This is a genomic window from Mesorhizobium sp. B2-4-3 (assembly GCF_006442815.1).
GTDB lineage: Bacteria > Pseudomonadota > Alphaproteobacteria > Rhizobiales > Rhizobiaceae > Mesorhizobium.
In genome coordinates, this window is the sequence record NZ_VFVL01000037.1 from 1 (window position 1) to 24272 (window position 24272).

Below are 24272 nucleotides of genomic sequence, written 5' to 3' on the forward strand. Positions count from 1 at the left end.
GAGCATCGATCTGGGCAGCGTTCAGCGTTTCCAGCTCGCGGCCGGGCCGGAAATCCGAGATGGCCAGGAAGAGGTCACCTCGCTCGGTCTCCAGCGCGAAACCATCCAGCTGGTAGCCTCCGCGACCTTCATGACGGACCGGTGTGTAGGCAAGATCGATGCAGTCGCCATTTTCGGCAGCCAGCTTCGCATAGAGCCTGAAGAAGGCTGCCGCCTGTGGTTCTGCCGAGGCCTCCGCCTGGAACAGCAGATCATCCCAGAAGCGCACGAAGGCTTCTTCCTGATCAATTGCGCTCATGCAAAGACGTCATTCATTGTTTCGGCTAGGTCGACGGCAAAGGGCTCGCACGCATGCAGCAATATTTCGTAGGAGACCTTCTGCACGCCGGCGGGGAGCATGCTCGCTGTGATTCGTGGAAAATTGTCGCGGACCTCGAAGAGCCTGCGGTCCGTCAGCAGCCACGCGGGCTGGTCGTATTCGTCCTTGCGAACATAACCCCATGCTTCGAGCGCGATCTCAAAGGCGTCAAGGACAGACGGTCCGGCGTCTGCGAAGCGGCTCGCAAGCGAAGCCACAAGAGAGTTGAGTGTGAAGGAAGCCCCTGTCGCTGGCCCCGCAGCGATGCCCTGGTGACAGAGAAGCAGCCGGCTACCGGCTGTGTCCAGCTGGGCCTCCGAGGCGATGATCAGGCGCTGGTCAGCCGTTGAGAGCTGCGTCTTGATCTCGAACTGCCAGAGCCCGACTGCAAAATCCTGTTCGTCGCGATGTGCGCCGCGCCAGGGCGCAACCGCGTCCGCCGCGGACATGCGGGGCAGGATCTCATCTCGAAGAAACAGGAGTTCGCCGGTCAGACCGATGGCTTCGGATCTGCTCAGCAGGTCGTCGCGCCGGCGACGAAGCATATCATGCCAGTCGGCAAGCCGGCGAAGGACCAGCCGCAGGCCAATGGCGTTGGCACCACGGGCTTGATCAGCGGTGGCCCTCAGCAAATGATCGCAAAGCGCGCGAAAGATGTCGAACTGGTCACGATCATGCAGCGTGAGGACCAACCGCGCGCCGTCTGGCGGCCGACGCTCAAGGGTCACGTCGATGCCATTCAGCTTGGGCGGGTCGGGCAGCTCACGGCAACCTGTGTCGGACGCCAGTGAAAATATGTAGTTCCCGGCGAAATCGCGGCCACGGAAGAAGTCCAGCGGGTGTGAAGCGTTCGCGCGTCGGACGTTGTCAGCGTTCGGGCCAGCCGCCGGCGCAATATCGATCCAGTCGTCTTCGCTCACTAGCCTTCCTCCAGGATCGCATCATCGTCCTCAGACTCACTGTTAGCCTCCAGCTCGATCTGCTTCCGGTAAACAGCGTTCACCTGATACGTGCGCGCAGTCGATGGCTTGTTCGTCGATGGCAGGCAGAATCCGAGCGAGACTACAGGGCCACTAAGCTTCTTCTGCTCCGTCGCCTCGCCAGTCGTGAAGAGCTGGACCAGTAGCAGGGGACGCGTGCGTTGTGCGCAGAAGGCCTTATCGCCGCGCAATCCACCTTCCCTTTCACGCTCGGCGAAGCCGTCAGCCAGCTGCTCTTCGGTCAGTGCAATCTGGGCGTCGTTCGGGTCAGCAACCCGGTTGCGGCCGCCAGTGACGCGGTAGCCGCCTTCAACTGTATCGCCTGACACCCGTTTGCGGAGGGCAAAGCTGTGTCCCGGGACGATGGCGTCGGCAGGAATGCCGCCTGCCGGATGTGGAACGGCAACATCCCACTCGGCCATCTCGTCTTGAAGCCTGTCGGAAAAATAGTCCATGAACAGGCTGGTACCTCCGCTGATCGGACCGAGGTCAGCATGGGCCGAAGGAAAGGTGAAACCTCTCAGCAATGACATGATCCTGAGACCCGAAACCCCGCGCCAGACGACAGCCTGGCTGGTGGTGGAGGCGCTTGAAGGAGCACCCAGGCCGTCGAGGAAACGCTTCACCTCTTCAAGGTTGGCCTGGTTCACACTCTGGTCGTTCACTAGGATATAACCTTCCAGATGTCGCTCCGAATAATCCTGGGCAACGGTCATCTGAGTGGCAGACCGCATTTTGTTGGCCGCGGTAATCCGGATGGCTGTCGGGCTTTCCCGGACCTTCAGTCCGAAGTGTTCGGGGGTCATGCCGAGATCCTGCATGCGTCGTACCTCGGTCCGCAATTCCTCGATGGCTTCGCTGATCTCTTCGTAGTGATCCAGCGCAATCTGAGGAAGGTAGACCCGACAGAGATCTTCATAGTCCGGACGGTATCCGAACCATCGCGCCATCTGCATCAGTGTGTCAGACGCCGCTGTATTGCGCAGGATGTAAGATATCGTAAGGCCTTCAAGCGTGAGACCACGCGAGAGAGCAAGGCCTCCAATGGCGATGACATGCAGGCCGTGCTCCCGATTGGCGCGATAGTCGAGAACGCCGCCCTTCATGTTCACCGTCACCGTCACTACGCTCGCTGCCGCATCCTTCAGAACTTTCAGAAGCTGATCAAATGTCACGCCAGTGTCAGAGAATTCCCGTTCGAAGTCCGACTTGAACGCCATGATCGATGGATCTTTGACCGCATCTGAGCCCAGCCCCGCGCTGACGACAGCTGAGTTCTTGAGCTCGCCGAGATAGGCATAGATGAGCCCGTAGACCCGCTCCTGAATGGCATTGAAACGGCTGACATTGACCATCATTGAGCAGTGCTGGTCGCCCTGGCCCCGCAGGATGCGGATCGCCCGGGTCAGGATGAAAACGCGTATCGCGGTCAGGAGCGACATTGGCAGCGCGTCGACGCGCTGGTCGCTCTTGTGCCTCAGCGGCAGGATGGTGGTGTAGTCGGCGACGATCCTCACCATTGTCGATCTGAGGTCGCCCCCGTCGGCGAAAACCCGGGTCGCGCCGACGTAGTTCGAAGGAGGATCCAGTGCTTTGATGAAGTGCCTGGGGAACAGGTCGTCCTCCAGCATCGCGTCGTTGGTTTCAGGATCGATAAAGATGTTAGCAAACGGGGTCGCCGTGTAGCCAATGTAGGTCCGGCGGTCGAAGAGTGTCAGAATCTCGCGGATGACAGCGTTGATGGCCGTCGTGGCGCCTGGGTCCTTGGCCGTGTTGATTGAAGCGTTGTCGGCTTCGTCGTCAATCAGTAGCAGCGGCGAGGTGATGATCGTTCCGTGGCCCTGTTCGATAAGCCAGTCGCGCAAACGGGTCAGAGGCGCCTTATTCTTCTTTATGACGAAGATGATCGGCTCGCTGTGAGCGGCCAGGCTGAACACTACTCCGCCGGAATCGCGGTTGAAGTCCTTGTCACGCGAGGTGCCGTAAGCGGGGAACCGCTTCTGGGTAGCGTAGGTAAGGATGGGCAACGGCTCCTGCGCGAGAGCGTGGAAGACTGACTTCTTACCGATGAACGTCTCGTCGAGCCTTTCCTGGGTCTGTGAACGCAGGGTATTGGTGATGCCCGCAAGCAGGATGATCGTGCGATAGCCGGCGTCGGCAGCCTTGCAGATAAGCGCCGAATAGTTAGTCGTCTTGCCCGACTGGACATGACCTATGACCATGCCACGCCTTGGGCCTGTCCCTCCCTCCTTAGGATTACCGGCGTAGTCCAGGATTTCGTCGGTCACGCTATCGAGCGTTGCAACAACCTGCGGCGGTATTACTCCGCCTTCAAGGTAGTATCTGCGCAGGCGGCTCCAGTAATAGAAGTCGATCTCATCGCGTTTTTCGCGAAGCCATGGTCGAAAGTCACTGTGGACCGACGACCCTCGGGTCTGGGTAGTTGTAAAGCTGCCTTCCAGCTCGCGGATAAGCCAGGTTTTCTCTTCATCCGACAGCGGCAGGGGCCAGCTGTCGACCTGGCCTGCGATTGCGCCCTCGGGAAGCGGTCGACCCTGAGCAACCTCTTCTGAATAGATTTGCCCCAGTTTGAGGGTGAAGTAAGCGAGTTCGCTACTGAGATTCCGCACGCAGCCACCCCTTTTCCCTGAGCACTGATTCAGTCGTCTTCCAGGCCTCGCACCAGGGCTCGGTTACCCGCAGCAGCGCAATCAGCGCCTCCATGTCGCCATCGACCCGATCAAGCAGCAGTGGAAGCGCGCTTATCAGATCCGCGCGGAAGGCCTCGGGATCGGACAGGGTCTGATGGATCGAGTCGATCCGCGCCGTGGCGTCATGGCCGAAAGCCGCGACCGGGAAGGCCTGTTCAATTACCTTGATCGCGGCCGACGCCGCATGCCTCTGCTCATCATCACCACCCTCAAGCAGAGCCTCGATTATCGGGTGCTCCCGATTTATCGAATAGTGGATCTCACCGCCCCGCGCGTGCCGGCTCCACACTGACGTGGTCCCACGGCGATCCAGTCGCCCGCCTCGGGAACGATAGACGCGCGCCGAGCGTCTGCGCAGGCCTTCTACGATCTGGTGCAGACGGGAGCGCAGAGCAGCCGGCAGCTGCGCATCCGATTTGTCGATCGTGATCTTCCAGACGTGATCAAGCGCGTTTGGGATATCCACGCGGATGCGCACCAGCTGCGAGAGTTCGCCGTGGCGTACGAGCCTGAACCAGGTGCCACTGATGATCAGACGATGGTTCCGATAAACATAGAAGCCCTGGTTCCGCAGAAAGCCTTCCTCACCACCAAGCCGATCGTATTGGTTGGCCATCAGTTTTGAATAGTGGGGCAGGATGAAAGGCTGGATGTCGATGGTTTGTCCCGCGATTTCCAGGGGTTCGGGCTCCAGTTCCTGAGTCGCTTCATGATCGCGGTAAAAAGGGTCCCAGGGATCGACTTTCTGGCCGTTCAGTCTGATGACAAGACGGCGGCCCCTGGCCTCGCCTGCAAGATAGCGGTGGAAGATCAGGGCCAGGCGATTGTGAGTGTGGACGACCAGGGCATTGAACTCGCTGACTGTCAGGGTACCGTTCTCTGACAGCCTGTCGCAGTTCGACCATAGAATTTCGACACCGTCCTTCTCGAGCAGTTCGGGCGACGCCAGGTCTGCGATTTCATCCGGCTCAAGAATGCCCATCCGCCAGCCGTTGACGTCTTCGAGATCCCACACGCAGCCGCTTGTCTCATTATTCTTGTGGGCGATCACTGAGAGCCGTGTGCACTGGGAAAAGGATGCCGACTTCATCCCCCAGCCAAAGCGGCCGAGGTCGTCCGGCGACCGCTCTATCAGCGGATTTGCGCTGGCAGGGCGCATCGCCAGCCGGAGTTCTGCCCCGGACATACTATGTCCATCGTCACGGATCCGGATCTGGGGCGCGCCGCCGGCGAAGTCGCAGGTCAGAGAGATTTCCCTGGCACCGGCTTTTATGCTGTTGTCGATAAGATCGGCCAGGGCGCCCGGCAGGTCGTAGCTGCCGAAACTGCGCGCCGACATCATAAGCGAGGCTGCATCCGGGGGGTTGTCTTCGAACTTCATCCCCAGAAGCATCCCATGCTCAGGTCAGTAATGCTGTCTCCAAAAAAGTAATCCAAGTCTGCTACCCCCTGAAGTACGCTAGACGCCCAGGCTTCCACTTTCAACTGCAAGTAACTGTCAGGCAGCGGGCGTTCCCTGAGTTTTACAGCGGAATCTGGATGCCGGGCCACCGAGCCAGACTGGTGCCAGCGCGGGCCGGACCGGAGCGAGTCGATGTCCCGGCCTAATTTGCATATTTTTGGTGCACATTTCACCACTATGCCGTATTCTTAAGAATCGGAGGGTCTATGGCGAAATCCGCAACGAAAAAGATGCGATCGGTCCGCACCTCCGTGATGCTGCCGGCCGACTGCTACGCGCAGATTCAGGCTTTGGCGGATGCAAATCAGGTCTCCTCGGCGTGGGTTATCCGTCATGCGCTACTTAAGTTCCTGAACGAGCAGACTGCGCAGCTGCAGCTCCCGCTGCGCCCAGAGGAACGCTGAGATGGAAGCGCGGCTCATAAGCCAAAAGCTTCAGAGGGTTCGTAGCGGTTCGAAGCCGCCCCGCGTACTGGACCTTTTCTCGGGATGTGGAGGCCTGTCGCTTGGTTTCAAGCGTGCTGGCTATGACATCGCGGGCGCCGTTGAGTTTGATACCCACGCAGCGAAATCCCACGGCCTGAACTTCCATCCGAACGACGCGCGCCATTCAATTGCCCGCGACATCACTGAAACCCCTCCCGCGAAGCTTGCAGAAGCGCTGGGCCTGGGGGACGTCTCCCTCGCCGTGGATGTGCTGGTCGGCGGCCCCCCATGTCAGGCGTTTGCCCGGGTGGGCCGCTCAAAGCTCCGTGAGGTGGCAGAGCATCCTGAAGCCTTCCGTCATGATGCCAGGGCCAGGCTCTATATCGAATATCTTCGATATGTCGAAGCATGCGCTCCACTAGCTGTCGTAATGGAAAACGTTCCCGACATGCTCAATCATGGGGGGCACAATCTCGCGGAGGAGATCGCGGAGGTTCTCGCCGGCAAAGGATATGTCTGCCGGTATTCCCTGCTGAACGCGGCTTTCTACGGGGTCCCGCAGATGCGGGAACGAATGATACTCATTGCGCTGCACCGGGAGGTGGCTGACAGCATCAGTCTGCCTGAACCGACGCACTGGATTGATCTACCGGCGGGATACGGTGGGACACGCGCTGTTGCCCTGAAGCTACTCGGTACACCGGGTGGCGCCAGCGACGCGCATCACTACGGCGATCCGCCTGCGGCAACTTCCGACCTAATGCCTGCCGTCCCAGCTCAGGACGCCATCGGTGATCTGCCAACCATTGATGCCCGCCGGGAGCTCGCCGCGGGCACGCTTCGCCGCGGACGGCGGGGTTTCGACATCGCCGTTCCTTACCACAGCAGTGATTCACAGACTGACTACGCCCGCAGCATGCGAAGCTGGCCAGGTTTCGAGGGCAAGTCTGCCCTCTATGATCACGTAATACGATATCTTCCCCGGGACTATCAGATCTTCGCTGGCTTGCAGGCCGGCGATCAGTACCCGCAAGCCCGCCGTTACGCGGTCTCACTGTTCGAGAGGCGTCTGGCAGAGCATCGGGCGCTGGGCGATGAGCTGCCTGAAGATTCGACTGGGTGGAAGAATCTGCTGGCAAGCATTGTTCCGCCGTACGACGCGAGCAAGTTTCCAAATAAATGGCGGAAGATGGAGGCCAACTGTCCGGCACGAACTCTGCTCGCACATCTCGGAAAAGACGGATACAGCCACATACATTATGACAGCGATCAGGCCCGGCCTATTTCCGTACGCGAAGCTGCACGTCTGCAGTCTTTTCCGGATGGCTTTGTATTCAGCGGCACGATGAACCCTGCTTTCCGGCAGATCGGAAACGCGGTTCCTCCCCTCCTGGCCTGGCGTATCGCGCTGTCTCTTAAGGCACAGCTGACCAACGCGGGAAGCGGGACTACGGCGCTTCGTGCTGGAGTTCGTCAGTGAGCGGGCGGGAACTGATCATTGTCCGCTCACTCACGGACTCGGATATGGGATTATTCGCAGCACACCGCAAAGCGACTGCGAGTCGCCAACGGGCGATTGCCCTGACCGAGCCTGCGGCGGAGCGGCTGCTTCACCCGGATATTGTCCGCGAGAAGGGTGGAGAATTCGATTGTATCTGCCTGTTCGGAGCTGCGATGAACCGGGAGATTCGGCGCATTAACAAAGGTGGCAAAAACTGGCGCCTGGGAGGCAGCCAGCTGGAGCACCAGGTCTTTCAGGAGCTCGACAGCAAAGACTTTGCACTCATCCGGTCAGTTCCCCTGAATGACGGTTCCAGCCCTATCCTCATGACATTCGTTGGCCGTCGGTCACACAGGCTCATTCAGGCGGGCCTCTCCGCAACTCTGGCGGAGGGCATGCTCCAGCACAACGTCGCTATTTTCGAAGAAGACGATAACGAGTTCGCGTCGCTCGCGGACCTCTTCCCCGGGATCCCGGCGCGCGTTGCCGTTCGACCAGCGGTTCAGCAGCCGGCGCTTCTGTAGATGAAATCAGATATCCACACGTCGACTACCGATGTGCACTCTCCCGAGGTGCGCAGCTACAACATGAGCCGCATCCGTGGTCGCAATACGCGACCGGAAATGCTGATCCGGACTGGCCTGCATGCACGCGGATTTCGTTTCCGGCTTCAGGTGCGGGAACTGCCTGGCCGCCCGGATCTGGTTTTTCCAAAATGGCGAGCCGTGCTTCTGGTCCACGGCTGCTTCTGGCACGGCCACAACTGCCACCTCTTCCGTCTTCCAGCTACGCGCCAGGATTTCTGGGCGTCGAAGATTGCAGCGAACAAGGAGCGCGACGCGCGATCGTACAGGGCGCTGGCTGATCAGGGATGGCGGACACTCACGCTGTGGGAATGCGCAATTCGTGGGCGCGGGCGATGGCCCGACCAGGACGTCCTGGATGCGTGTGAAACATTCCTGACCGGCACCGCTTTGGCGGCCGAAATATCCGGAGGCTCTCCGCATCTCGGCGAGATTGGGTGATGGTCCGCCCGCCTCATGACGCTATCCCCGAACTTTCGTCCATCGACGACGCCGGCCTACTTCGTCTGCGTGCCGCCCTGCACGGGGAAATGAGGCGGCGCGGCCTTGCGCTCAGTGTCGGTCAGGTAGCTGAAAAACTTGCGATCGATTTCTTCAATAATACCCCGGGATGCCCGAATCTTGCCGAGGCGGCGGTCGGCACCGCAAACGTCGACGCTCTGTCACGCAGGGGAGACCGCTATTCAATCAAAGGTGTACTGGATGCTCGTAAGACGGGGACTGTGTATCCCGATCCCGGCAACCCGGACCGCCAGCTCTTCGAATATCTCTTGGTCGTTCAACTGACCCCGGACTGGACGCTGCACTCAATCTATGAGTTCGACTGGTCGGCCTTCGTCCGCTGCCGGAGCTGGGATAAGCGAATGAACGCTTGGTACCTTGGACTTGCCGTCCGGACGCTTGCGCAGGCGACGAAGTATACGCCGCTGGCGAGCCAGATCGGGTCCGGGCCAAAAGTGCGCCGCATTGCGTCCTCCAGGCCCACCACTCAGGCGTCCAGCGACGATTCTGGCGCAATCTCCACGGTGGCGCCCGGGGCAAACGGTCAAGAAGTATAGAAATATGCTGCAATCGGCTTTGCGAAAAAATGCCTGAACCTGCTTCGACGATGCACGTTCAGCCACTCAGCGACGATCTTTAGCGCAATTCGTGCGGCACTCCTCGCCGGGGTCGTCGGCCCCGCGTCGCGCCTGCGGCGGCGCTATGCTGACGCTCCTTCGGCTACCCTTTTAACCGGTCTCGTCGTTGCAGTCGGCCTCGCGTCGCGCCTGCGGCGCCGCTATGCTGACGCTCCTACGGCTGCCTTTTCCTAGAAGGGAAGCCGGGGCACTCCGCCTTCTCCGCACAAACGAAATCCCATACGGCCGGGGGCCATTGCCAACAAAGGGCGACAGCCTCACGAGGGGAGAGATGGTCTTGGCCATCTCTCCCCCCGCGAATGCCGCCTGCGACAGAGCGGGGCCGCCCGCTCGCAAGGCGACACATGGCTGTCACCTTCTGAACTGATCCGATCCGCCTCGCTCAACGCGCAGCCCAGCTCCGCTCGCCGGCATTCGCCCCCCTCTCTGCCGCGCGCTCACGCGCCCCCGGAAGGCATGCCGAGGGGCATGCCTTCGGCATGTAACGGAAAGGACTAGAACCATGACCATCCATGCAAAGAGCGCGGAAATCACGACAGCCAGCAAGAGCGGCACGGAGTTTTTCATTCCCCTGAACAAGCTGAAGAAGTCGCCCCGCAATGCGCGCAAGACCCCGCATAGCGAGGCGATCATCGAAGCCTATGCGGCAAGCATCGCCGCCAAAGGCATCCTGCAAAACCTTGTGGTCGAGCCCGAGCTTGACGGCGAGGGGGCGGAAACCGGCTTCTACTTCGTCACCATCGGCGAAGGCCGCAGGCTGGCACAGCTTTTGCGCGTGAAGCGCAAGCAGATCAAGAAGACCGAACCGGTCCGCTGCGTCATCGACATCAAGAACGATCCGCATGAGATCAGCCTGGACGAGAACATCACGCGTGAGGACATGCACCCCGCCGATCAGTTCGAGGCGTTCCGGCGTCTCAACGAGGAACGCGGATGGGGTGCAGAGGAAATCGCTGCCCGCTTTGGCGTGACCGCCCATGTCGTGCGCCAGCGCCTGCGGCTGGGAGCAGTCAGCCCCAAGCTGATGCAGGTTTATCGAGATGGCGATGTCACACTCGACCAGTTGATGGCGTTTGCCATCACTGACGATCATGCCCGGCAGGAGCAGGTTTTCGAAAACCTCACCTACAACCGCGATCCCTACATCATCCGCCGCGAACTGACGCGAACCCATGTCGCGGCTGGCGATCGCCGCGCCGCCTTCATCGGCGCGGAGGCCTATATCGACGCTGGCGGCACGATCATCCGCGATCTGTTCACCGATGATCGCGGCGGCTTCTACGATGATGCGGCCTTGCTCGACCGCATGGTCATCGAGAAGCTGCAAGGCATCGCCGAAACGGTCAGGGAGGCAGAGGGATGGAAATGGGCTGATGTGCACATCGACTATCCACATGCGCATGGCCTGCGCCGGACCTACCCGCAGCCAGTGGCTTTGTCGGAAGAAGACGAATCGGCCTATCAGGCGGCCCTCGCCACGTTCAACCAACTGACGGAAGACTGGAAGAGCGCCGAGGAACTGCCTGACCATGTCGACCAGCGTTTCGGCGAGCTTGAAGCCGAGATCGAGCGCATCGACGCCATGCGTCACGCCTATGACCCTGATGTCATCGGACGCGGCGGCGTGTTCGTCATGCTTTCCCATGATGGAACTGCGCGCATCGAACGTGGCTTCATTCGCGCCGAAGACGAAGTGCCGGAACCGGAAGCAGATAGTGACGGCCACATCATCGATGGTGATGGCGAGATCATCGAGGCGGATGGGAGTTCGGACGCCGACGGTGGAAGCGACGAGGAAACGGAGGATGAAGGCAAGCCGCTTTCCGATCTTCTCGTCCGCGACCTGACCGCCCATCGGACGCTCGGCCTTCGCCTGACACTAGGCGAACAGCCGGACATTGCCCTTATCGCCGTGACGCATACGCTCGCCGCACAGGCCTTCTATCAGGGCATGGAGGCCCATTGCCTGGAAATCCGCCCAACCTGCACCTATCTCGGCGGTCATGCCGATGGCATCGAAGACACGGCAGCGGCGAAGGCGCTGGCGGATCGGCATGCCGGATGGGCGGCCGACATGCCGGCCAATATGGCGGACCTGTGGGGCTTCATCGCCTCGCTCGATCCTGCCAGCGTCATGGCGTTGTTTGCGCATTGCGCCTCGCTCACGGTCAATGCCGTCAAGCAGCCGTGGGAGCGCAGGCCCCGCGCCCATGAGACGGCGGACAGATTGGCGGCGGCGCTCGGGCTCGACATGACGGCACACTGGACGCCCACCGTACGCACCTATCTCGGGCGGATCACCAAGGCGAACATCCTCGCCGCAGTCGGAGAGGCCGTCAGCAACGAAGCAGCGGAAAGGCTTGCGGCGTTGAAGAAGCAGCCAATGGCGGAAGTCGCCGAACAGTTGCTGGCGGGGACCGGCTGGTTGCCCGCGCTGTTACGGACTTCCGAGCCCGCGACGGCTGACGATCTGCTTAATGTGACAGCTGAGGAAGGTATGGCGGACAGGCCTCCCATTGCCGAGGACACGCCCTTGGAGGACGCGGATGCGGCATCCCCTGATAGCGCCGGCGCGAGTGACGCAGGTGAGGGCTTCGACGTCGCCGCCGAATGAATGGCAAAACCCGGAGTCGCTAAGGCGGCTCCGGGTACTGTCAGATTTTTCCGGCCACGCTGTTCAGCGTGGCCGGGAACCTCGACTGCACGACAAGGGGAAACACGGCAAGTGGCGGCGGCTCCTCTCTTGGCGCCTCGTTCACCGCAAGGCTCTTTGCAGCGTGTACCGAATACCACGGCAACCCATCGGTCCAGCTTGGAACATATCCGCCCTGTTGCTGGGCTCGACTATGCCCGCATGGCATTGGCCGGATCAGGTGCCTGGATCGCCGTCTGACTGGACGATGCGAAGTCTGGCCCTCTCGGATGCAGGTTTGCTTTCCATAATGCGACTGACGAGGCACGGGCAGTGAGCGCGTTTGCCGTCTATCTCCATCGTCTCACCGGACAGCAATCACCCGTCTTGCCGGCAGGTATGAGGCCCGCTTTCAGACCGGCCCATGACCTCTTGCGATCTGAAGGAGAAGCCCGAACACGCAGCCATTGCGACGGTTCCCCCTTGTTTGCCGGCTGGCCACGTCCACTGCGTCCTCGAATGGATTGGGTCTGACCGAAGACCGGCTTCGCCTCGATCGTCTTCCTGCAACGTCCAGCGCTGACTTTTTTCCGCCGCCGGCCCAACGGCCGGCTTTGCATCGCGAAGCAAAAAAGCCATCGCTGGCCGCCCTCCACTTCGTTCCAGCCCACTGGGTGCAGGCCGATCGTCCCCGGTCTCAAGACCCCATCGAGGTCGCGATGGGCGCGGCCCGATCAAACAGAAGGAACCACCACAATGGCTACAATCGGCATGTTCACCAGCACCGCAAAGGGCTTCAAGGGCTCGGTCAAGACCCTCAACCTCAACGTCAAGGCGGTCGATTTCGTCCCCGCCGAAGGCGACAACGAAAAGGGTCCGGACTACCGCATCTTCGCCGGCGCCACCGAGTTCGGTGCGGCGTGGAAGAAGACTTCGCGAGAGGGCCGCGACTACCACTCCGTCAAGCTCGACGACCCCAGCTTCCCCGCTCCGATCTATGCGAGCCTGGTCGAGACCGAAACGCAGGGCGAGTTCTCCCTCATCTGGTCCCGCCGCGCCGCCGAGTGAAATCGGCTCTAAGCAGAAAGAAGCCCCGTCCGCCGGACGGGGCTTCGCCATGTTCAGATCCGCCACCGCCCAAAAGATAGTCGGTTGGATGCAGCAGGCTAGGCCTTGGCAGCAACTTTGCGCGGTTTCCTGGCCGGCGACTTCGCGGCCACTGGCGTGGTTGCCGCGGCGGCCACACGAGCAGTCCGTTTCGGTTTGGGCGTCACAGCCGGTGCGGGCTCTGCCGCCTTGCGCCCGAGCCCGGCAGCCTTTGCCAATGCCGAGCGAGTGGCAGCATAGTTCGGCGCCACCATCGGATAGTCGGCAGGCAGGCTCCACTTCTGCCGGTATTCATCAGGGCCCAGATTGTAGTGCACGTTGAGGTGTCGCTTCAGCGATTTGAACTTCTTTCCATCCTCTAGGCAGATGATGTAGTCCGGCGTCACCGACTTCCTGATCGATACGGCTGGCTCCAGCTTAACCACAGGTTCTGCCGCTGATGTGCCGATCCCTTGCAAAGCGGCATGAATGTCGCTGATCAACTTCGGCAGTTCCGCGACGGGCAGAGGGTTGTTCGAGACGTAGGCAGAGACGATGTCAGCGGCGATGGATACGAAATCAGCTTTGTCCTGCTGCTCGTTGGAAACGGTCATGGAGCTTTCCTCTTGGTCTCTCGGATGTGCAAAGGCTGCATAGACGTCTATTCGCAAAACAGACAAATAATTCGTTATCTTCCAACAATTCCTATTCGCCACGAAATAGCAAGCCGGCAAGCTTCGCTTCCATTGTTCTGATCGGCCGCGGACGAGCCTTGCCGATCGCTAGGGAAGCGAGGAGACTTTCCCCTCGCTTCCCCGCCATTGCCGGCTGTTGCAAAGCAGGGCCGCCGGCTCGCAAAGCGGCCGACTAATCGGCACCCCAAAATCAGACCCATCCGCCTCGCTCGACCGCGCAGCCCGGCTCCGCGCGCCGGCATTGGCCCCCATCACTCCCGCGCGCTCACGCGCCCCCGGAAGGCATGCCGGGGGACATGCCTTCGGCATTGACGGAAAAAGGAGTGACCACAATGAATATGATCACGAATACCAATGGCACCGACAACAACCAGCAGCAGTCTGTTTCCAGCGGCTTTCGCGTGGACATCTCGCGCGGCGAACGCAAGGGGCGCGTTTCATCAGAATGGTTTTCGCGCCCCGACGATGAGCGCTATCTGTCGCTTACCGAGCTATACGACGCCGTGCGCGCCCGTGCGGACCGAGCCACGGCCCGGACTGTGGAGAGCCGTGCAGTGAAGGTTGAGGCAAGCCGCGAAAATGCGGAAAGGCTCTCGCTCATCGTTCCCGGACAGGACCAGCCGATTGCGCCCACGCATTGGAGCTTCGGCCAGCTTTGCAGCCTTGTCGGCGCGCCCGCGACCTACATGCGCCATCTTCCTGCGCCGCTAGCTGGCATCAATCTGCAGCATGGTCTGCTTTCCCATCGCGCAGAGCTTATGAAAACCTTGGAGGCGGAGGACGGACGCATCGAGCTTCGCGCCGTGACCGGCCCGGACTATGGCCGCATCTGGGACCATGAGCTTGTGGCAGCCGTCATGAAGATCGCTGGCAACGGCACGGGCGATACCATGTGGAAGGTGCCTGGCGTGCTGGATTGGGCAACCATGACGCATAACCCCTTCGTGGACATCACCAAGGACACCACCACGCTTTACGCCAGCGACCGCGACGTGTTCCTCTTTCTGGTCGATGACACCCATCCCATCGAAGCAGGGCGCCTGCCGAACGGAGGGCCGGATTTGTATTTCCGTGGCTTCTATTGCTGGAACAGCGAAGTCGGATCAAAGACCCTCGGCATTGCGTCGTTCTATCTCCGCGCGGTCTGCATGAACCGCAACCTTTGGGGCGTGGAAGGTTTTGAAGAAATCAGCATCCGGCATTCGAAGTTTGCCGCGCAGCGTTTTGCCCACGAGGCAGCGCCAGCCTTGACGACTTTCGCGAATTCCTCACCGGCGCCGTTCATTGCCGGCATCAAGGCCGCCCGCGACCAGATTGTCGCCCGCAAGGATGACGACCGTGAAAGCTTCCTGCGCAAACGCGGTCTATCCAAGGCCGAGACCGGGAAGATAATCGAAGCCGTCTTGCACGAGGAAGGTAGGCCGCCCGAAAGCATCTTTGATTTCGTGCAGGGCATGACCGCGCATGCACGAACCAAGTCCCATCAGGACAGCCGTCTTGAGCTTGAAGGAAAGGCGAAGGCCTTGCTGGAAAAGGCAGCTTGACAGCTACAACCCTGCGCGGCTGGATGTCCGGCCGCGCGGATGTCACCCGGAATCTTTGGTAGACTAGGCCGTTCGCGGCGGCCGCCGCTCGCCGGGCTCCGCCCGGCTCGCGATGCGACTTCAGTCAGATTTGCGAAAAAGCAAGATCTGCAACATCACCGGCTCTTTGCCTTCGAGTTTCGAACCGACATGACTTGGCCCAGCACCTCATGCGGATCAAAGCCGATCGTTTCAGCCAAGTCGAGGAACTCAACAACGTCAATTCGTCTGCCTCCGGACTCGATGGCTGCGACGACTGACTGATAGCGACCTATCGCCTTAGCCAAATCGGCTTGGCTCAAACCAGCCTCCTTACGTTTGTCGACGATCAACTGGACAAGACGCACGTGTCGAGGCGAGCGAAGCGTCTTCTGCATGATTTGCCGGTCCTTGACGAAGCCGGCAGATCAATTAAATGGAAAATCGGATAACCAGAAAAACTGATAATCTGATTGAACCTGAGCGTCGCTAACTCTTAATCTGAAGGTCAATCGCAATGCTTAAACCATTGCTCGATCCTGGTGTGGCCGATGTTGCGCCCGATTCCACCGTCTTGACTCGCTACGACGAAGAACGCCTGCTCACCTACATTCGCCTTCTCGACGCCGCAGCCGAAAACGCCGATTGGCGAGAGGTCGCAAGGATCGTCCTCCACATTGATCCTGCGAAAGAGCCGGAGCGGGCTTTCAAGGCATGGGAGACCCATCTCGCCCGCGCCCGTTGGATGACGACCAGCGGCTACAAATATCTCCTGGCCGGTGGCGCCCCACACTGAGCGGCACGTCAAAGTGTCGGGCTCTGCTGAATCAACAAACCGGTTTGCCGAATCTCTGACTACCCAAGCCAACCGTCGCCTCGGATGCTGACTCCGAAGCTCGCGACCAACTGCGAGCATCGGATGAAGGACCGTTGCCATGTCGCGAAGCGATTGGACCGATCCGGCGGCGTACGTACACATGCGCGACTATCAAGGCGCGGAATTCGCCGCCGAATATCTGGCCCGCAACGACGGCTTCGTTGCTCAAGCTGACCGACTTGCATCGGCTATTACGATACCTGGAGAATTGATCGGCTCGCCCGACTTTGCCGCTCGATGGGGCGCGCGATTTCACAGTCGTTGGCGACAAGCCTCTCTCATCTAAGCACATCGTCTGGACCGAACAGGCGTCGCCCCGGATTCTTCGTGCGACCAAGCTACCTGCTTCCACGGACACGTTCCTGCCGGGCGTTCAAGCCGCCAACCTCGATGGTGCCAGCACATGGACCGAGGCAGATCATGTCCACATTCTCTGGCAGCCGGCGCGCGAAGTGCATCAGGTAGTCGCCAGCAAATCCGACACCTCGCATGGAATGAACGCCCTCATCCTGCCGCTAGACGAGAATTTTGAGACGAGGCTCGACGCGGCACGCCGCTTCTGGCGGGCGCTGAACGGCCGACCTCCTAGCCGGGGCTATGGTTCTCTGCCGCAACAGACGAAGCTGAGACATATTCTCAATCTGCGCGCTCATGACGGCAGGGCTGCCAGGGCGACATACCGCCGGATCGCCGAGGTATTATTGTCGCCCGAGCCGATCACACCACGCGACTGGCGCGATCATCATCTTCGCCACAAGGTGCGCGCCATCCTGCATCGCGCCGACCGCCTAGTCGCCGGCGGCTATCGCGATCTTTTGCTCTATCCGCAAAGCCGCGGCCGCAAGTCCGACATCTGAAGCTTTCGGCAAAGGGTAGCAAAAACGCTGTCCCGATCTTTGCCCTCCCTCCCGTTTTTTCAATTCGGTCATCGTCCGTTTCGCGCGTCCCGGCAGGCCAGGACGACCGCAAAACCGAATGGAGATCGAGCAATGTCGAGTGGTTCCGCGGACGCGCCCAAAAAATATCTTCGCACGAAGGAGGCTGCCCCTGTCGTCGGCCTTTGTGCCCGGACACTCGAAAAGCACCGCACCTACGGCACCGGTCCCACATATCGCAAGATCGGTGGCCGCGTTCTCTATGACATCGATGACCTGCATGCCTGGATCGCGCAGGGCGCCCGGACATCGACTAGCGACACCAACGCCTCAGAACTTCCCCCCGCCAAGCCACACGCGGCGCGGGCGCCTGCCTATGCCGGCAAGCAGCGCTGAGGAACTGCAATGCGTGCGCCGCCAACAGAACTGGAAGCTGCTGCGCTCTTTCACGCGCGGCCCGGCAAAATGGCCTTGCGCGACGCGCAGGATTTGATGGCTTGGCCGTTCTTTTCGCTCGCAAAATCGCGCCGGATCACGCCGATCGACTTTCGCATGGGTGAGATCTCGATCCGTGTCGAAGCCACCATCGACCACGGAATGGCAACCATCTGGGATGCGGACATCCTCATCTGGGCAGCCTCGCAGATTGTCGATGCGCGTGACAACGGGTTGCGGACGTCGCGTATGATGGCGGCAACGCCGCATGAGATCCTGACTTTCATCGGCCGCGGCACGTCTGCCCGAGAGTATGGGCTGCTCAAGGCGGCACTCGACCGGCTTCAGTCGACCACTGTCGCCACCTCGATCCGGCAGCCGACCGAACGGCGTATGCACCGTTTCTCCTGGATCAACGAGTGGAAAGAGCGCGTTGACAATCGTAGCCGGCCGCTCGGCATCGAGCTTGTCCTGCCCGATTGGTTCTATGCCGGCATCATGGTCGACGCCTTCGTGCTCACTATCGACCGCGCCTACTTCGACCTGACCGGCGGCATCGAGCGCTGGCTCTATCGGCTCGTACGAAAACATGGCGGCCGACAGGCGCATGGCTGGTCCTTTGACCTCCGCCATCTCCACATAAAGTCTGGCAGCCTGTCAGCTTACAAGCGCTTCGCCTTCGAGGTGCGCGGCATCGTTCGCCGTCAATCGCTTCCAGGCTATCGGCTCGAACTCGGCCTGACCCAGGCCGGCGAGCCGCTGCTGACCTTCAAGCCCTCCCACCCGGATCCATTCATGCGCTTTCGCAAGGCGCGGGCTGCGGAGGACAACCTGTGAATCAGTCCGTCATTTCAGGAACCCGCGGACACGGGATTTCGGGAACCTGTTTCTCGGCATTTCAGGAACCCGAACGATGCTCAAACTGTGGAACCGAAAGCCGAATTCGGCCCGCTAACTTACCTAACCCAGAATCCTTCGGATTCTTTCTAACCGCAGGCATGCTTCCGGAAGGCTGTGAACGATCTTCGTCATGTGACGGCGGGTGCGCGCTCGAGGCCGTCGAAATCAGCCCAAATCATCGCACGACGACGAATGGGTCCGCGAACTCAATTGCTGTCGAGGGCTTTCGGTTCGCCAAGGGGAGGGCGCCATGAGCGACCTAACCTTTGTGGAACTGATTTGGTTGAAGAAGCGGATCGAGAACTACATTCGCTTCGGCAAGACCGTCGAGAACAGGATCATCGACAGGAGCCGACGCATCGTCGCCTTCGCGCCAGGCAACATTTTCGCGTTCGTCCGCTGGACGGCGAACGACTTTGGCACCGTCGCCGCGCGTATCGACATCCTGCGTGCTGTCAGTCCTGGTAAACGCTGCTCGACCGTCGCCTATGTGCGGCCCGGCGCCGACATCCTTGTGACCGCCATCGGCTGGCCGAAAGTGGAAAGGGTGCTGCAGGCCATCGACGCCGTCGAGGCGATCGGCATCGATCCCGTCGACGTCTCGCCAGAATACTGGCGCCATGTCCATAGCCGGCTTGCCGCGCGCGAAAACCCTCGGCCTTACACACGGCAGCGTCACGAAGCGTGGCTGCTGCGTCGGCGGATTGAGCCATGAGCGCGCGTCGAACGATCGTCGCGGCAATGCTCGCCGGCGCGGCGCTTGCCGTCGCTCCTGCCTGGAGCAGACACGGCCCTTGGTTGATCTGGAACGCATCGGCGAGCGTTCCGATCGGACTCTATCGCGTTGAACCCGGCCGTGCACTCGGTGTCGGCGATCTTGCCGTCGTCATGCCACCGGAGCCACTCGCTGAACTCTTGGCCGAGCGCCGATATCTGCCCCGTAGCGTATCGCTTCTGAAGCGCGTCCTGGCACTTGGCGGGGAAGCAGTCTGTCGCAGCGGCCTAGCCGTCACCGTACGCGGTGTGACCTATGGATATGCGCGCGAGCGCGATAGCCGCGGCAGGCCACTGCCCACCTGGCAGGGCTGCCGCGTCATTGGCGATAGCGAATTATTCCTCATGAACCGGGGCGTCGCGGACAGTTTTGACGGCCGCTACTTCGGCCCGCTTCCCATGACCGCCGTCGTCGGTCGAGCGGTTCCCGTCTGGACAAACGTCAACACATCTCCGGCGCCGCATTTGCCGGTCGAACCGTCTTCCCGCGAGCCGTGACGGCTCAATCCCGCACTAACGAAAGGACTTTCGCATGACCCAGATCGGCACTTTCACGCGCAATGATGACGGCTTCTTCGGCAATATCTGCACCCTCACGATCGACGCCAAGCTCGCCATCCTGCCTGCCGAACAAGCAGACGGGGAGAACGCACCGCAACACCGGATCTACTGCGAAGGTGTTGAGATTGGTGCAGCGTGGGATCGCACCAGCGAAAAGGCCGGAGCCTGGCTTTCCATCCTCTTCGACGATCCGACGTTTACGCAACCGATCCGCGCCAGTCTGTTCCAGGCCGCTTCCGAAAAAGACGTCTGGAACCTGCATTGGAGCCGGCCTTCAAAGCGCGATGAGCGGGCATGATCCGATGCCGCGATTGCGCCCCAGAAATCCTTCCGTCGCAAACCCTTTGATCGATTGGGCCGCGGTCAAACCCTTCGACCCGATCGCCCGCCAGGCAGCCGTCGCGCGCAGCGAAGGTCAAGGGCGGTCGGACGCTTGCTTTTCGATCGACGCGTTTTTTGCGGATCGGTCCGCCCGGCGGAGCCTTGCCCTTGACCGAAGCGAGCACGGCGGCAGGCTATCAGCGTGTCGGGACGGCGAACGCCGCGCCCCCGTCCGTCATTCCATTTCAATGCTCTCGGTGTGCGCGCTTCTTGCGTTTGTCATTCCGCCCGGACGCGCAGACGCATCGTGTTCTCCACCACAGTCTCGCGGAAACATTGCAATAGCGTCGAAGAATGACTGGTCTGCTCACGTCCGCGAAGCTGCTAAACGCTATGACATTCCCGAGCATCTGATACGCGCGGTCATACATGTCGAAAGCGGTGGCGATGTTCGCGCGGTTTCGTCAAAAGGTGCGCTGGGCCTGATGCAGATCATGCCGGCAACCTGGCAGGAATTGCGCTTCAAACATCGGCTCGGCAGCAATCCATTCGACCCCCGAGACAACATCCTGGCCGGCGCCGCTTATCTCCGCGAGATGCGCGATCGCTTCGGCGCGAGGGGATTTCTCGCCGCCTACAATGCCGGACCGCAGCGCTACGACGAGCATCTTTCAAAGGGTCGCCCGCTTCCTCGGGAGACGGTCGACTACGTCGCGAAGCTCGCGCCACAAATCAAAGGGACTGCTGAAATTGCGTTCTGCTTGCGGCGAACGGGAAGCAGGTCGGATGCGTATCATTCGCCGCTGTTCGACGAGGCCGCGGATGTAGCGAGCAATACCAAGCTGCACCGCGACGAAGGCCAGCATAGCGCAACCGTCACGGTATTTGCGGCGGTTCGTTCAGTCGGCAGGCTGTCACCGATGCGCGTGTTTGCCCCTGACCTGACGGCGATTGAACCATCGCCGGATATCGCGCCGCCAGTTGCCGGTCCAACACCAAGGCTCGGTCCGAACGACCTCTTTATCCATCAGTTTCCAAGGACGTCGCGATGATCACCAGATTTCTCGTAAGTCGCGTTCCGGCCTGTTCCGTCGCGGGATTGGCGGCGGGAGAGGAGGTGTCGGGGAGGGATGGCAAGATAAAAGACCGCGATGTGCGGTCCAGTCGGTTGGGTTGTTTTGATTGGCCCTTTCGCACCGATCCGCACATCGCGGATCAGGTACGCACGGTGCGCACCGTGATCTTCATCGACGAAATCAACGTATGTCGCACCTCGTGGCAAAATCCCTATGAGCCGAGATGACGATTTCCGTGTGCGGCCAGGCCTCATACGCTCACGGCAGGGTCAGCGGGCAAGGCCGTTTATCGCCCAGGCGCTTGCCGCTGCGCAAAAGGCCGGCGGGGGTATCTCGCGGAATGGCAGGATCACGTCGAAGGGCAGATCGGCCTTTGGGCGGGGAAGGACGGCGAGTATTCGTGCCAATCGCCTGATCACCAGCCGTTCGCGCTTTTCGACGGTTAAGGCGCTGGTCGTCCGCCACAGGGGAACGAACGCTTCGCTGCCCCGGCATCTCAACTACCTGCGCCGTGAAGGTGTGACACGCGACGGCGAGAAAGCCCATATGTTCGGTCCCGAAACCGAGGATGCCGACGCCAAGGATTTCGCCGAGCAGTGCAAGGACGACCGGCATCATTTCCGCTTCATCGTCTCACCGGAAGACGCCGTTCAAATGGCTGACATGAAGAGCTTCACTCGGGATTTGATGGCGCAGGTCGAAAAGGATCTGGGCACCAGGCTGGAGTGGCTCGCGGTCGATCATTGGAACACCGACAACCCTCATGTTCACATCATTCTGCGCGGTCGCGCAGATGATGGTCAGGATCTCGTCATATCCCGGGACTACATCAAGGCCGGCATGCGCGATCGCGCACAGGACCTGATCACTCAGGAACTCGGGCCCCGCAATGATCTCGACATACGCCGGTCGCTCGACCGACAAATTGAGGTGGAGCGCTGGACACAGCTCGACCGCCAGCTCCGGCGAGATTCCGATCAGCAGGGGATCATCGAGGTCGCGCCGTCTCTCGCTAAAGCCCCGGACGAGTATCTGGCGTTCAAGGTGGGAAGACTCCGATATCTGGAAAGCATGGGCCTCGCCGCCGAGATCGGCCCCGGCCAATGGGCCATGGTGGAAGAAGCAGAGCCGACCTTGCGAGCGCTGGGGGAGCGCGGCGACATCATCAAGCGCATGCACCGCAGCCTGATGGCGAATGGCCTCGATCGGGGGCCGGCCGACTACGTGCTGGCCGCCGAGGAGATCGACACGCAGATCATTGGCCGGCTCCTGGAACGAGGGCTTCATGACGAGCTACGCGGTTTGGCTTACGCGATCGTGGACGGCATCGACGGCCGCACACATCACATCCGTTTCCACCATCTGGAAGCAACTGGTGATTCCACACCGGGCTCGATCGTCGAGCTCCGTCGCTACGAGGATGGCGCAGGTCACAGCCGCGTCGCGCTGGCAGTCCGTTCGGACATGTCGATCGCCGGGCAGGTCCATGCCAATGGTGCGACCTGGCTAGACCGACAACTTGTGGCGAGCAATCCAGCCGAACTGGGCGAAGGCGGCTTCGGGCGTGAGGTGAAGGACGCGCTCGATGCCCGCACCGAACACCTGATCGGGGAGGGACTCGCTCGATGGGCCGGCCAGCGCGTGATCCTCGCGCGCAATCTGATCGTCACGCTGCGCGACCGGGAGGTTGATACCCTCGGAAAGCGGCTTGCCGCCGAAACCGGCCTGCCGTTCAGGAAGGCCGCGGACGGCGACAACGTCTCGGGCGTTTACAGCCAGCGCTTCTCGCTTGCGTCTGGCCGCTTCGCCATGATTGACGACGGGTTCGGTTTCCAGCTTGTCCCATGGTCGCCATCGATCGAGAAGCATCTCGATCGGCACGTTTCCGGCATCGCACGCACAAGCGGCGGTGTAGACTGGTCGTTTGGACAGAAGCGAGGATTGGCCCTTTGAGGTGCGCCCTGTCTCGCTCCGGCTTGCCGGCAAATGAAACTCTCAACGGAGTCTAAATAGCCGTAACGCGTAGGTGGCTGCCGCCAGGAGATCGCCACTAGGTGATACGGCCATGATCGATCCCCCCTCCGGCGAGGATTTCGTAACGCCAGTGATAATCAACTGGCCGCTTTCGATGTCGCCCATCCAGATCAGCCCTTCCTCAGTACTGCTGAAAAACAGGATCTTGCTGTCCTCTTTCGCCAAGTCAGCATCGAAATCGAACACTTGTGAGCGAAACGTATCCAGCGCAAGATCCTCAGCATCGCTCAACTCAGGCCTTCCTGATTTCAAGTCGAAGAGCCACAGGTTCTTGTCGGCTGATCCTACTGCGCAATTGGCAACCAGTAGCCAGTTGTCGACCACTGAAATGCTGTTGATGCCCCGTTGGGCAGCCTTGTTGTAGCGAACCCGAAATACCTCTTTCAGATCAGGCAAATGGAGCCCGACGAGATCCCCGTCCTCGGACCCTGTAATGAGTACATCGGACCGCCAAACAGCCAAGCAGCGAATGTTGCGTAGGCCCCAAGGGTTGGCCGGTGCGTCGGGAGATTTGAGACTGATCACCTTTGCGATAGTGAACCCGCCTGACCCTTTGACCCAGAGGGCAATGGACCCATTCTCATGACCAGTGACGAGATAGCGCGTATTGCTGATCGTAACTGCCAGTCCACTATTGGCCGGACCAAGAGAGCCATCGTACGATGGACTTTCAGCTAGGGTAAACCCACTCCCCGATTCCACTGTGCCGGCGCGACGCCATACAGCCAGCGCTGATCTACCGTCAGATGTTACGAACGTTGATTTGTCGAACCTCACGAGCATCTCAACGCTGGCCCCGGTCGGTTCGGACAGTGCCTGCGTGATAATCGGGCCGAATTCGCCTTGGTGAGGTGTACGAAACAGCGTGATCGAGCCATCCCAACGACCGACAGCGAAATGCCTATCGTCGAGCCAATCCAATACTTGAGCGAAGAGAACTGTTGTGCCGGCAGGCTGTAGTGTTTGAGCTGGCCGGTCAGCGGCAGCGACCGGAAAGGTGAGACCAAGAATTGTTATCAGGCATATCCGCCATTTTGCCATATTGTCCTCCCCTGACTTAGCAACATTTGCCACTTCAACACGGCAAGTGATGGTGTGACAATCCAGAGAAATCTAGTCGACGTCGAAGTACGCCAATTAGTTGGGGGCGCGAGCTTTCTAGGGGGCACAGTCGATAATTTGGGCGATGCGAGGAAGCGGATGGGGATACCGCCTCGCAGGAAAGCCATGCAATCTGGAGACCAAAGAGCAGTCACACCGGACACTCCACCGCAATTCGCCAGT

25 protein-coding genes are annotated in these 24272 nt (G+C 60.5%); 18 read left to right on the forward strand and 7 right to left on the reverse strand.

The features are described 5' to 3' along the window. The 4 genes from FJ956_RS26260 to FJ956_RS26275 form a co-directional block, all read right to left on the reverse strand. Nucleotides 1–268 (reverse strand): hypothetical protein (locus tag FJ956_RS26260; protein WP_210243614.1); only part of this gene is annotated, 268 nt, incomplete at its 3' end. 26 nt (nt 269–294) lie between these two features. Next, complete coding sequence (locus FJ956_RS26265) at nt 295–1278, reverse strand: PD-(D/E)XK motif protein (RefSeq protein ID WP_140684853.1); 984 nt, start codon at nt 1276–1278, stop codon at nt 295–297. Beyond that, nucleotides 1278–3968: a Z1 domain-containing protein gene (locus FJ956_RS26270; RefSeq protein ID WP_140684854.1), complete on the reverse strand. Its 2691-nt coding sequence runs from the start codon at nt 3966–3968 to the stop codon at nt 1278–1280. The genes FJ956_RS26265 and FJ956_RS26270 overlap by 1 nt, the downstream gene beginning before the upstream one ends. Further along, nucleotides 3952–5430, reverse strand: a complete 1479-nt coding sequence (locus tag FJ956_RS26275) for an ATP-binding protein (protein WP_181181050.1) — start codon at nt 5428–5430, stop codon at nt 3952–3954. Before FJ956_RS26275 ends, FJ956_RS26270 begins: the two co-directional genes overlap by 17 nt. Before the next feature lie 287 nt (nt 5431–5717). Between FJ956_RS26275 and FJ956_RS26280 the strand changes: the two genes are divergently transcribed. From FJ956_RS26280 to FJ956_RS26310, 7 genes are all read left to right on the forward strand, one after another. Then, complete coding sequence (locus FJ956_RS26280; RefSeq protein WP_210241602.1) at nt 5718–5915, forward strand: CopG family transcriptional regulator; 198 nt, start codon at nt 5718–5720, stop codon at nt 5913–5915. Nucleotide 5916: 1 nt separating this feature from the next. Next, nucleotides 5917–7416 carry a DNA cytosine methyltransferase gene (locus FJ956_RS26285; protein ID WP_140682091.1) on the forward strand — a complete coding sequence of 500 codons (1500 nt, stop codon included), beginning with the start codon at nt 5917–5919 and terminating at the stop codon, nt 7414–7416. After that, the gene (locus FJ956_RS26290; protein ID WP_140682093.1) at nt 7413–7961 is read left to right on the forward strand and encodes a hypothetical protein; all 549 of its coding nucleotides are present in this window, start codon (nt 7413–7415) and stop codon (nt 7959–7961) included. The genes FJ956_RS26285 and FJ956_RS26290 overlap by 4 nt, the downstream gene beginning before the upstream one ends. Then, nucleotides 7962–8462, forward strand: coding sequence for a very short patch repair endonuclease (locus FJ956_RS26295; protein WP_140682095.1), 501 nt, complete (start codon nt 7962–7964; stop codon nt 8460–8462). Then, on the forward strand, nt 8462–9079 hold the full coding sequence (locus FJ956_RS26300; RefSeq protein WP_181170336.1) for a hypothetical protein: 618 nt from the start codon (nt 8462–8464) through the stop codon (nt 9077–9079). The genes FJ956_RS26295 and FJ956_RS26300 overlap by 1 nt, the downstream gene beginning before the upstream one ends. 583 nt (nt 9080–9662) lie before the next feature. Next, the gene (locus FJ956_RS26305) at nt 9663–11774 is read left to right on the forward strand and encodes a ParB/RepB/Spo0J family partition protein (protein ID WP_140682097.1); all 2112 of its coding nucleotides are present in this window, start codon (nt 9663–9665) and stop codon (nt 11772–11774) included. 774 nt (nt 11775–12548) lie between these two features. Then, complete coding sequence (locus FJ956_RS26310) at nt 12549–12860, forward strand: DUF736 domain-containing protein (protein WP_140682099.1); 312 nt, start codon at nt 12549–12551, stop codon at nt 12858–12860. Nucleotides 12861–12958: 98 nt separating this feature from the next. Here FJ956_RS26310 and FJ956_RS26315 read toward each other — a convergent pair whose 3' ends face one another. Next, on the reverse strand, nt 12959–13492 hold the full coding sequence (locus FJ956_RS26315) for a MucR family transcriptional regulator (RefSeq protein WP_140682101.1): 534 nt from the start codon (nt 13490–13492) through the stop codon (nt 12959–12961). 413 nt (nt 13493–13905) lie between these two features. Between FJ956_RS26315 and FJ956_RS26330 the strand changes: the two genes are divergently transcribed. Next, a complete protein-coding gene (locus FJ956_RS26330; RefSeq protein ID WP_181170337.1) occupies nt 13906–15117 on the forward strand; it encodes a DUF932 domain-containing protein in 1212 nt (403 codons plus the stop codon). Between the two features lie 155 nt (nt 15118–15272). Here the strand turns inward: FJ956_RS26330 and FJ956_RS26335 are convergent, their stop codons facing one another. Continuing rightward, nucleotides 15273–15533 carry a helix-turn-helix transcriptional regulator gene (locus FJ956_RS26335; protein WP_140682105.1) on the reverse strand — a complete coding sequence of 87 codons (261 nt, stop codon included), beginning with the start codon at nt 15531–15533 and terminating at the stop codon, nt 15273–15275. Nucleotides 15534–15652: 119 nt separating this feature from the next. Between FJ956_RS26335 and FJ956_RS26340 the strand changes: the two genes are divergently transcribed. From FJ956_RS26340 to FJ956_RS26385, 10 genes are all read left to right on the forward strand, one after another. Next, nucleotides 15653–15931: a DUF2285 domain-containing protein gene (locus FJ956_RS26340; protein ID WP_140682107.1), complete on the forward strand. Its 279-nt coding sequence runs from the start codon at nt 15653–15655 to the stop codon at nt 15929–15931. Nucleotides 15932–16239: 308 nt separating this feature from the next. Next, nucleotides 16240–16869 carry a DUF2285 domain-containing protein gene (locus FJ956_RS26345; RefSeq protein WP_140682109.1) on the forward strand — a complete coding sequence of 210 codons (630 nt, stop codon included), beginning with the start codon at nt 16240–16242 and terminating at the stop codon, nt 16867–16869. A gap of 132 nt (nt 16870–17001) precedes the next feature. Continuing rightward, the gene (locus FJ956_RS26350; RefSeq protein ID WP_140682111.1) at nt 17002–17283 is read left to right on the forward strand and encodes a helix-turn-helix domain-containing protein; all 282 of its coding nucleotides are present in this window, start codon (nt 17002–17004) and stop codon (nt 17281–17283) included. A 9-nt stretch (nt 17284–17292) separates the two neighbouring features. Further along, complete coding sequence (locus FJ956_RS26355; protein ID WP_140682113.1) at nt 17293–18159, forward strand: replication initiator protein A; 867 nt, start codon at nt 17293–17295, stop codon at nt 18157–18159. A gap of 313 nt (nt 18160–18472) precedes the next feature. Continuing rightward, nucleotides 18473–18937, forward strand: a complete 465-nt coding sequence (locus FJ956_RS26360; protein WP_140682115.1) for a DUF2840 domain-containing protein — start codon at nt 18473–18475, stop codon at nt 18935–18937. Continuing rightward, nucleotides 18934–19494 (forward strand): S26 family signal peptidase, encoded by a 561-nt coding sequence (locus FJ956_RS26365; RefSeq protein WP_140682117.1) that lies wholly within the window; start codon nt 18934–18936, stop codon nt 19492–19494. Before FJ956_RS26360 ends, FJ956_RS26365 begins: the two co-directional genes overlap by 4 nt. Before the next feature lie 34 nt (nt 19495–19528). Continuing rightward, nucleotides 19529–19855: a DUF736 domain-containing protein gene (locus FJ956_RS26370; RefSeq protein WP_140682119.1), complete on the forward strand. Its 327-nt coding sequence runs from the start codon at nt 19529–19531 to the stop codon at nt 19853–19855. Between the two features lie 46 nt (nt 19856–19901). Further along, complete coding sequence (locus tag FJ956_RS26375) at nt 19902–20930, forward strand: lytic transglycosylase domain-containing protein (protein ID WP_246672182.1); 1029 nt, start codon at nt 19902–19904, stop codon at nt 20928–20930. Beyond that, complete coding sequence (locus FJ956_RS26380) at nt 20927–21181, forward strand: hypothetical protein (RefSeq protein WP_140682121.1); 255 nt, start codon at nt 20927–20929, stop codon at nt 21179–21181. Before FJ956_RS26375 ends, FJ956_RS26380 begins: the two co-directional genes overlap by 4 nt. Continuing rightward, complete coding sequence (locus tag FJ956_RS26385; protein ID WP_140682123.1) at nt 21168–22907, forward strand: VirD2 family relaxase/mobilization nuclease; 1740 nt, start codon at nt 21168–21170, stop codon at nt 22905–22907. The genes FJ956_RS26380 and FJ956_RS26385 overlap by 14 nt, the downstream gene beginning before the upstream one ends. A gap of 42 nt (nt 22908–22949) precedes the next feature. On the opposite strand, the gene FJ956_RS26390 is transcribed toward FJ956_RS26385, so the two are convergent. Beyond that, a complete protein-coding gene (locus FJ956_RS26390) occupies nt 22950–24029 on the reverse strand; it encodes a WD40 repeat domain-containing protein (protein ID WP_140682125.1) in 1080 nt (359 codons plus the stop codon). Nucleotides 24030–24272: the final 243 nt, after the last annotated feature.

What these genes read in the sequence shown, in the direction of transcription:
- FJ956_RS26380 (WP_140682121.1), top strand. Translation starts at nt 20,927, where the DNA reads ATGATCACCAGATTTCTCGTAAGTCGCGTTCCGGCCTGTTCCGTCGCG.
- FJ956_RS26350 (WP_140682111.1), top strand. Translation starts at nt 17,002, where the DNA reads ATGTCGAGTGGTTCCGCGGACGCGCCCAAAAAATATCTTCGCACGAAG.
- FJ956_RS26370 (WP_140682119.1), top strand. Translation starts at nt 19,529, where the DNA reads ATGACCCAGATCGGCACTTTCACGCGCAATGATGACGGCTTCTTCGGC.
- FJ956_RS26295 (WP_140682095.1), top strand. Translation starts at nt 7,962, where the DNA reads ATGAAATCAGATATCCACACGTCGACTACCGATGTGCACTCTCCCGAG.
- FJ956_RS26310 (WP_140682099.1), top strand. Translation starts at nt 12,549, where the DNA reads ATGGCTACAATCGGCATGTTCACCAGCACCGCAAAGGGCTTCAAGGGC.
- FJ956_RS26275 (WP_181181050.1), bottom strand. Translation starts at nt 5,430, where the DNA reads ATGAAGTTCGAAGACAACCCCCCGGATGCAGCCTCGCTTATGATGTCG.
- FJ956_RS26300 (WP_181170336.1), top strand. Translation starts at nt 8,462, where the DNA reads ATGGTCCGCCCGCCTCATGACGCTATCCCCGAACTTTCGTCCATCGAC.
- FJ956_RS26280 (WP_210241602.1), top strand. Translation starts at nt 5,718, where the DNA reads ATGGCGAAATCCGCAACGAAAAAGATGCGATCGGTCCGCACCTCCGTG.
- FJ956_RS26335 (WP_140682105.1), bottom strand. Translation starts at nt 15,533, where the DNA reads ATGCAGAAGACGCTTCGCTCGCCTCGACACGTGCGTCTTGTCCAGTTG.
- FJ956_RS26315 (WP_140682101.1), bottom strand. Translation starts at nt 13,492, where the DNA reads ATGACCGTTTCCAACGAGCAGCAGGACAAAGCTGATTTCGTATCCATC.
- FJ956_RS26330 (WP_181170337.1), top strand. Translation starts at nt 13,906, where the DNA reads ATGAATATGATCACGAATACCAATGGCACCGACAACAACCAGCAGCAG.
- FJ956_RS26385 (WP_140682123.1), top strand. Translation starts at nt 21,168, where the DNA reads ATGAGCCGAGATGACGATTTCCGTGTGCGGCCAGGCCTCATACGCTCA.
- FJ956_RS26305 (WP_140682097.1), top strand. Translation starts at nt 9,663, where the DNA reads ATGACCATCCATGCAAAGAGCGCGGAAATCACGACAGCCAGCAAGAGC.
- FJ956_RS26390 (WP_140682125.1), bottom strand. Translation starts at nt 24,029, where the DNA reads ATGGCAAAATGGCGGATATGCCTGATAACAATTCTTGGTCTCACCTTT.
- FJ956_RS26365 (WP_140682117.1), top strand. Translation starts at nt 18,934, where the DNA reads ATGAGCGCGCGTCGAACGATCGTCGCGGCAATGCTCGCCGGCGCGGCG.
- FJ956_RS26340 (WP_140682107.1), top strand. Translation starts at nt 15,653, where the DNA reads ATGCTTAAACCATTGCTCGATCCTGGTGTGGCCGATGTTGCGCCCGAT.
- FJ956_RS26355 (WP_140682113.1), top strand. Translation starts at nt 17,293, where the DNA reads ATGCGTGCGCCGCCAACAGAACTGGAAGCTGCTGCGCTCTTTCACGCG.
- FJ956_RS26360 (WP_140682115.1), top strand. Translation starts at nt 18,473, where the DNA reads ATGAGCGACCTAACCTTTGTGGAACTGATTTGGTTGAAGAAGCGGATC.
- FJ956_RS26285 (WP_140682091.1), top strand. Translation starts at nt 5,917, where the DNA reads ATGGAAGCGCGGCTCATAAGCCAAAAGCTTCAGAGGGTTCGTAGCGGT.